Genomic DNA, 8293 nt, shown 5'->3' with positions numbered 1-8293 from the left:
GTGCATCTGCTGCACCGCGGTGTCTGGATTAGGGCTGCTGCGCACCCCAGCGGGAGCAAGCTCCCTCGCCACAGGTTGTGCTAATGCTTGAGTTCTGGGGCGGCAGTTCATGCCATCGTCCAAGCAGTGCTACCGCAAATCCCGAAAAAACGCCCTGATTTCCTCCGCCAACAACTGCGGCTGTTCCAACGCGGCAAAATGCCCACCCTTAGGCATCACGCTCCAGCGTTTTACATCGCAACAACGCTCCACCCAACTGCGCGGCGGCATGGGCAATTCCTTGGGAAACACCGCCACGCCGACCGCAGGTTTCACGCGCTCCCCTTGGCTGAACGCAAGCGGCCGCTTGCTGCCTTCCACGTACGGCCGGAACGACGAGCCGATGCAGTTCGTCAGCCAGTACAGCGTGACGTTGGTCAGCAGCCAGTCACGATCAATGGCCGGATGGGTATCGCACCACGACAGGATCTTTTCGCCCATCCACGCCAGCAGCCCCGCCGGGGAATCGTTCAGGCCCACCGCCAGGCTCTGCGGCTTGGTGCGTTGGATGTGCCCATAGGCCCCTTCGGTATCGGCAAACGCGGCGGCGCGTTGCAGGAAGGCGGTTTCGGCTGCGGTCTGCGGTGGCTCGGTTTCGCCAAGGGGAGGGCGATAGGAGCCCGGGATGTAGTTGAGGTGGATGCCTGTCATCCGCTCGGGAAACCGCACGCCGAGCCAGGTCGAAACGCCCGCGCCAATGTCCCCGCCCTGGGCGCCGAACTGCTGATAACCCAGCCCGGTCATCAACTCGGCCCACAAACCGGCCACTTCATAAGGGCCGTTGTCGGCCTGTTGAAACGGCGCAGAGAAGGTGTAGCCGGGCAGGGACGGCACCACCACATCGAAGGCATCCGCCGGGTCACCGCCATGGCTGGCCGGGTCGGTCAGCAGTGGGATGATGTGTTGCATCTCGATGAAGGAGCCGGGCCAGCCGTGGGTCAGGATCAATGGCATCGGCACTGGCCCGACACCGCGTTGATGAATGAAGTGAACCTGCTGCCCACCGACATCGGCGACAAACTGCGGCAGGCGATTGAGCGCGGCTTCCTGGGCGCGCCAGTCGAATGCCGTCGACCAGTAGGCGAGCAGATCGCGTAGCACCTCGATGTCCATGCCCTCGCTCCAGCCTTGGCCGGCCAAGGACTCTGGAAGTCGTGTATTCAACAGGCGATGCCGCAGATCCTCCAGTACGTCTTCGGGGATGTCGATGGAGAACGGTTCGATGTGCATGGGTGCTTTCGCCCTGATTACGCTGCCGCTAAAGAGAGGATCATTCTGAGCGTGCTTGATCATCGCGGGCAAGCCCGCTCCCACAGTGGATCTGCGGTGGACCATGGTTTTGTGATCGACGAAAAGTCTCTGCGGGAGCGAGCCTGCTCGCGATGGCGCCAGTCCAGTCGCCACAGAGGTCGGGAACCCTCGCTCACCGCCGTCCAGTCCGGGTACTCACATCCACCCACACCGCCAGCACCAGGATGCTGCCTTTGACGATCATCTGCCAGTAGCTGTCGACATCGAGCATCGACATGCCGTTGTCCAGGCTGGTGATGACCAGCGCGCCGAGCAGGGCGCCGTAGACGGTGCCCGAGCCGCCGCGCATGGAGGTGCCGCCGATGAAGCAGGCGGCGATGGCGTCGAGTTCGCCCATGTTGCCGGCCGAGGGCGAGCCCGCGGCGAGCCGTGCGGTGTTAACCATCCCGGCGAGGGCGCACATGACGCCCATGATGCCGAAGATCCACAACTTCACCGCCTGCACGTTGATGCCTGACAGGCGTGTGGCTTCCATGTTGCTGCCCACCGAGTAGACCCGCCGGCCAAACACGGTCTGGCTGGTGACGTAGCTGAACACTCCCAGCAACACCAGCAGAAGCAGGACCGGCACCGGAATCCCGTCGTAGCTGTTAAGGGTGTAGACGAACCCGGCCAGCACCGTGCCGATCAGCACCACCCGCAGCACGTCACGTACCAGCGAATGCGCCGCCAGCCCATGCAAAGCGCGATTGCGCCGCTGTTTCCAGGTCAGGAACAGGGTCAGGGCGAACAGCACCACGCCCAGCCCGGTCCCCACTGCGTGCGGCAAATACCCCTGGCCGACGTAGACCAGTTCCGGTGAGACCGGGGCGATGGTGGTGCCGCCGGTCACGCCCAGCAGGATCCCGCGAAACGCCAGCATGCCGCCCAGGCCGACGATGAATGAAGGGATGCGCAGGTAGGCGGTCATGTAGCCATTGCCCAGGCCGATCACCAGGCCGCACAACGCAACCAGGCTCAGGTTCGCCAGCAACGGGATGTGATAGACCACATCGAGAATCGCCGCCAGCCCGCCCAGCAACCCGAGCAACGAGCCCACCGACAGGTCGATCTCACCGCTGATGATCACCAGCACCATGCCGCAGGCCAGGATCCCGGTGATGGACATCTGCCGCAGCAGGTTGGAGAGGTTGCGCGGGGTCAGGAACCCGCCGTCGGTCTGCCAGCTGAAGAACAGCCAGATGACCGCCACGGCGATGACCAGGGCGAGCATTTTGTAGCGGGAAAAGAGTTGTTTGACCTGATTCATCTACGCGGACTTCCGATCATTATTGTTATGGCCGTCGGGCTGGCTGAGCGCGGCGGCGAGTACCTGTTCCTGGGTCAGGCCCTGGTTGATGAAATCACCGCGCAACTGGCCTTCGCCGATCACCAGGACGCGGTCGGAAACCCCCAGCACTTCAGCCAACTCCGAGGACACCATGATGATCGACACGCCTTCGGCCGCCAGCGCGCCCATCAATTTGTAGATCTCGTATTTGGCGCCGACATCCACGCCGCGGGTCGGCTCGTCGAGGATCAGCACTTTCGGTCGGGCCAGCAGCATCTTCGCCAACACGGCTTTTTGCTGGTTGCCGCCGGAAAGGCTGGTGATGGGCAGGAACGGGCTCGCGGTCTTGAGGTGCATGCGCGAGATTTCCCTGTCGATGCTGCCCAGTTCGGCCTCGGCATCGATGCGGGTCATTTTCGAGTAGTTCTCCAGCACCGCCAGGGTGATGTTCTGGCCCACCCCCAGGTCGGGAATGATGCCCTGGCGCTTGCGGTCCTCGGGGACCATGCACAGCCCGGCACGGATTGACTTGAGTGGCGTGCGAGTGTCGACCAATTGGCCGTCCAGCCAGACTTCGCCCTCGTAGCGCCCGGGATAGGCGCCGAACAGCGCCGACACCAGTTCGGTGCGGCCGGCGCCGACCAGCCCGGCGATGCCGAGGATTTCCCCGCGCTTGAGCACGAACGAAATATCGTCGACCCGTTTGCGCCGAGGGTTGTCGACGTCGTAGCAGGTGACGTGGCGCGCCTCGAAAATCACCTCGCCGATGGCATGGGGTTCGGTGGGGTAGAGGTTGCTCATTTCCCGGCCGACCATCTGCGTGATGATCTTCGGGATGTCCATGTCGGCCATGGCGGTGGTCGCGATGTGCTTGCCGTCGCGAATCACCGAGATGGTGTCGCACACCGCGGCCACTTCATCGAGCTTGTGGGAGATGTACACGCAGGCCACGCCCTTGGCCTTGAGGTCGCGGATGATGTCCAGCAGCACTTCGATTTCCGAGCGGGTCAGGGCCGAAGAGGGCTCGTCGAGGATCAGCAGGCGCGCCTGTTTGTTCAAGGCCTTGGCGATTTCCACCAGTTGCTGGTAGCCACCACCGTACTGGGACACCGGCAGCGACACGTTCATGTCCGGCACCTTGAGCTCGCGCATCAGCGCTTCGGCGCGGTGGATCATCGCCGGGTAGTTCATGCGCCCACCGGGCAACGTCAATTCGTGGCCCATGAAGATGTTCTCGGCCACCGACAGGTCGGGAACCAGGGTGAGTTCCTGGTGAATGATGACGATCCCGGCGGCTTCGGTTTCGCTGATGGACTGGGCCTTGAGCGGCTGGCCGTCCCAGAGGATTTCACCCTCCCAGGTGCCGTGGGGATAGACCGCCGACAAGACCTTCATCAGCGTGGATTTACCGGCACCGTTCTCGCCGCACAGGCCAACGCATTCGCCCGGCCTGACCTTGATGTCGATGCCGTTCAGGGCTTTGACACCGTCGAAGGTTTTGACGATGCCGTTCATTTGCAGCAGGTAGTCGGACATGGAGAAGGCTCGTGGAAAAGAGTTCACAGCAAGCGGCGAGACCCGTCAGTCAAACGCCGGACCTGTGGGAGCGGGCTTGCTCGCGAAAGCGGCGGGACAGTCAGCATTGATGGTGCCTGACACACCGCCTTCGCGAGCAAGCCCGCTCACACAGGTTCTACACGGTGGCAATCAGGTCACTGCCCGGCAATCTGCGCCTTGGTGTAGAACCCATCCTTTTCCAGCAGGTCGATGTTGTCCTTGGTCAGCGGGGTTGGCGTGAGCAGGATGGTGTCGACTTTCTTGCTGCCGTTGTCGTACTGCGAGCTGAAGGCCGGTTTTTCATTGCGCGCCAGTTGCACCGAGAGCTTGGCCGCTTCGGAGGCGATCAGTTTCAGCGGCTTGTAGACGGTCATGGTCTGGGTGCCATCGATCACGCGCTTGACCGCCGCGAGGTCGGCATCCTGGCCCGAGATCGGCACCTTGCCGGCCATCTGCTGCGCGGCCAGGGCCTGGATGGCGCCGCCGGCCGTGGCGTCGTTGGAGGCGACGATGCCATCGATCTTGTTGTTGTTACGGGTCAGGGCGTTCTCAACAATGCTCAGGGCTTCGGTAGGGTTCCATTCCTTGACCCATTGCTGGCCGACGATCTTGATATCGCCCTTGTCGATGGCCGGTTGCAGCACCTTCATCTGGCCTTCGCGCAGCACCTTGGCGTTGTTGTCCGTCGGTGCGCCGCCGAGCAGGAAGTAGTTGCCCTTGGGCGCGGCCTTGAGCACGCCGCTGGCCTGCATCTCGCCGACTTTTTCGTTATCGAAGGAAATGTAGGCGTCGATGTCGGCATTGAGGATCAGCCGGTCATAGGACACCACTTTGATCCCGGCCTTCTTGGCTTCGGCGACTGCGTTGGTCAGCACGGTGGCGTTGAACGGCACGATGACGATCACGTCGACGCCACGGGAGATGAGGTTTTCGATCTGGGAGATCTGCTTCTGCTCGTTGGCATCGGCCGACTGGACGAAGACCTTGGCATCGAGTTTTTCCGCCGCCGCGACGAAGTAGTCACGGTCCCGCGACCAGCGTTCCAGCCGCAGGTCATCGATGGAGAAACCGATTTTCGGGTGGGCGGCGTCGGCCATGACCGGGAGCGAAAGCAGGGCCAGGGCGCCGGCGATTAACGTGCGTTGGAGCTTTTTCATGGTGGTGCGTCCTTTTATTGTTGTTTGAAAGACACTTCCTGACGATGAGCGTGGTGCCGCTAGAACTGTAGAGAGTCGCCGGGCGCTGCGGGCGGAGATTTGTCGTGAGAATGTAACAGCGCTGTTGGGTGAGACAGGCGGGTCAGCGCCGCTCTCCAAATGGGCTGCTTCGCAGCCCAGCGGGAGCAAGCTCCCTCGCCACAGTTTTGCCCTGTTTCTGACAAGGCATTTGCTGTCAGGGGTAGATAAACCGGTTGACCACGTTCTCGAGCATCTCCTGGCGCCCGCTGACGGCCTGCGGGTCCAGTTCGTTGGCAAAGGCGTGCTCGGCCAGTGACGCGAGGCTGAATTCGCCGGCCAGCACGGCCTGGCCGAACGGTTGCTGCCAGCCGGCGTAGCGCTGGTCCTTGAACTGCTGGAGCTGGTCGTTCTGCACCATCGCGGCGGCGCGCTCCAGTGACAGCGCCAGGACATCCATCGCAGCGACATGGCCGTGGAACAGATCGAGCTCGTCCACGCTCTGGCGGCGGACCTTGGAGTCGAAGTTGAAACCGCCATTGCCGAAGCCCCCGGCCTTGAGGATCTCGTAGGTGGCCAGGGTCATCTCTTCGACACTGTTGGGGAACTGGTCGGTGTCCCAGCCGTTCTGCGGATCGCCACGGTTGGCGTCGATGCTGCCGAAGATGCCGAGGGAAACGGCGGTGGCGATCTCGTGGTGGAAACTGTGCCCGGCCAGGGTCGCGTGGTTGGCTTCGATGTTGACCTTGATCTCGTTTTCCAGACCGAACTGCTGCAGGAAGCCGAACACCGTGGCGCTGTCGTAATCGTACTGATGCTTGGTCGGCTCCTGGGGCTTGGGCTCGATCAGCAGGTCGCCCTTGAAGCCGATCTTGTGCTTGTGCTCGACCACCATCTGCATGAAACGGCCCAGTTGTTGGCGCTCGTGCTTGAGGTCGGTGTTGAGCAGGGTTTCGTAACCTTCGCGGCCGCCCCACAGCACGTAGTTGCTGCCTTTAAGGCGCAGGGTGGCGTTCATGGCGCTGAACACCTGGGCGGCGGCGCAGGCAAAAACCTCTGGGTCGGGATTGCTGGCGGCGCCAGCGGCAAAGCGCGGGTTGCTGAAGCAGTTGGCGGTACCCCACAGCAGTTTGATTCCGGTTTGTTCCTGATGGCGTTCCAGGTGGTCGACCATCTGCGCGAAGTGGTTGCGGTACTCCCTCAACGAACTGCCTTCCGGGGCAACGTCGGTGTCGTGGAAGCAGTAGTAGTCGATGCCCAGCTTGGAGAAAAACTCGAACGCCGCTTCAGCCTTGCCGATGGCCAGCTCCATAGGATCCCCGCTACGTTGCCACGGGCGCTTGAAGGTGCCGGCACCGAACACATCGGAGCCCGGCCAGACGAAGCTGTGCCAGTAGCAGACCGCCATGCGCAGGTGCTCGCGCATCGGTTTGCCGAGCACCAGTTTATCGGCATCGTAGTGGCGGAAGGCGAGGGGTGATTGGCTGGTGGGGCCTTCGTAGCGAATCTTGTCGACACCGGGGAAGTACGGCATGGGCGGTTTCCTATTTTTTTGTTCTTGGCGGTGTCTGGATACTAGCGCTGGCATTGGGGCTACTGATTATGAAAATCACCAACCAGGCGTTCGATTTTGTATTGAGCTTAGGCACAGGGGCGCCTAGTCTGTGTCCATCGGCCCAGGGTCAATACCATGAAAACCGTACCTCCTGTCCATCGCATCGCCCTGTTGTTCAACGGCAGCAAGATCTACGACCGCGGCATCATCAGCGGCATCGGTAACTACCTGAGCAGCACCCGGGCGTCCTGGGACTTGTTCCTTGAGGAGGATTTTCTCTGTCGCTTGAAAGGCATCGAGCGCTGGCAGGGTGACGGGATCATTGCCGACTTCGACGACCCGCTGATCGGCGAGGCGCTGGTCGGGATCAACATGCCGGTGGTGGCGGTGGGTGGCTCGTACCAGGACGCGCGCGCCTACCCCAAGGGCATACCCTACGTCGCCACCGACAATGACGCGTTGATACGGCTGGCCTACGAGCACCTGATCGAGGCCGGGTTGACCCGTTTTGCCTGCTTCAGCCTGCCTGAAGCGCAAGCCAATCGTTGGGCCCAGGAGCGTGAGAAAGCCTTCCGCCGGTTGGTGCAACGCGATGGCCTGCCCGCCGAGATCTACCGCGGCATGGGCACCAGCGCGCCGCTGTGGGACAGCGCCGTCGAGCAGCAGATCGCCTGGTTGCAGAGCCTGCCCAAGCCCATCGGCATCATCGCCGTCAGCGACGCCCGCGCCCGGCAACTGCTGCAAGCCTGCCTGACCGCCGGGATCGCCGTGCCGGAGCAGGTGGCGCTGATCGGCATCGACAACGATCCGCTGACCCGCAGCCTGACGCGCGTGCCACTGAGCTCGGTGATCCAGGGCACCGAGACCATGGGCCGCACTGCGGCGCGCCTGCTCCATCAGATGCTGCATGGCATGCCGTCCACCGGCACGCAGATCCTGGTGCCGCCGGATGCGATCAACGTGCAGGTCTCCAGCCTGCATCAACCCTTGGGCAACCCCTACGTCATGCAGGCGCTGCTGTTCATTCGCCAATACGCCTGCCAGGGCATCAAGACCGCCCAGGTCGCGGCGTATGTCGGGGTGTCGCGCTCTTCGTTGGAATCGCACTTTCGCAAGGAGCGCGGTTGCAGCGTCCACGACGAAATCCTGCGCTTCAAACTCGCCGCTGCCGCCAGCGGCCTGGAAAATACCGCTGCACCGATTGCCGACATCGCCCAGAATTGCGGCTTCAAATCGGCGCAGTACCTGCACACGGTGTTTCGTCGCGAGTTTGGGTGTACGCCGAGGGAGTATCAGCAGGGGGCGAATACGGGGTTTTTACTGAGGGATAGCGCCGCAGCTTCTGTGGGAGCGGGCTTGCACTCCTGCGACCTGTCGGACAGCAGG

Annotated in this window: 6 protein-coding genes; 1 reads left to right on the top strand and 5 read right to left on the bottom strand. The window is 62.6% G+C overall.

Annotated features, from left to right (window positions below):
- Positions 1-129: 129 nt before the first annotated feature.
- From RGM2987_RS01185 to xylA, 5 genes are all read right to left on the bottom strand, one after another.
- Positions 130-1269, bottom strand: coding sequence for an epoxide hydrolase family protein (locus RGM2987_RS01185; RefSeq protein WP_245138290.1), 1140 nt, complete (start codon positions 1267-1269; stop codon positions 130-132).
- A gap of 193 nt (positions 1270-1462) precedes the next feature.
- Complete coding sequence (locus tag RGM2987_RS01180; RefSeq protein ID WP_245138289.1) at positions 1463-2599, bottom strand: sugar ABC transporter permease; 1137 nt, start codon at positions 2597-2599, stop codon at positions 1463-1465.
- On the bottom strand, positions 2600-4156 hold the full coding sequence (gene xylG, locus RGM2987_RS01175) for a D-xylose ABC transporter ATP-binding protein (RefSeq protein ID WP_245138288.1): 1557 nt from the start codon (positions 4154-4156) through the stop codon (positions 2600-2602).
- A gap of 176 nt (positions 4157-4332) precedes the next feature.
- Complete coding sequence (xylF, locus tag RGM2987_RS01170) at positions 4333-5334, bottom strand: D-xylose ABC transporter substrate-binding protein (RefSeq protein WP_245138287.1); 1002 nt, start codon at positions 5332-5334, stop codon at positions 4333-4335.
- A 235-nt stretch (positions 5335-5569) separates the two neighbouring features.
- Positions 5570-6886 carry a xylose isomerase gene (gene xylA / locus RGM2987_RS01165; protein ID WP_245138286.1) on the bottom strand — a complete coding sequence of 439 codons (1317 nt, stop codon included), beginning with the start codon at positions 6884-6886 and terminating at the stop codon, positions 5570-5572.
- Between the two features lie 156 nt (positions 6887-7042).
- Here xylA and RGM2987_RS01160 point away from each other — a divergent pair.
- Positions 7043-8293 (top strand): XylR family transcriptional regulator (locus RGM2987_RS01160; protein ID WP_245138285.1); only part of this gene is annotated, 1251 nt, incomplete at its 3' end.

This window comes from Pseudomonas sp. RGM2987 (assembly GCF_022952855.1).
Taxonomy (GTDB): domain Bacteria; phylum Pseudomonadota; class Gammaproteobacteria; order Pseudomonadales; family Pseudomonadaceae; genus Aquipseudomonas.
Note: the sequence above shows the minus strand (reverse complement) of the source record. Positions and strands in the feature narration are given on the sequence as shown.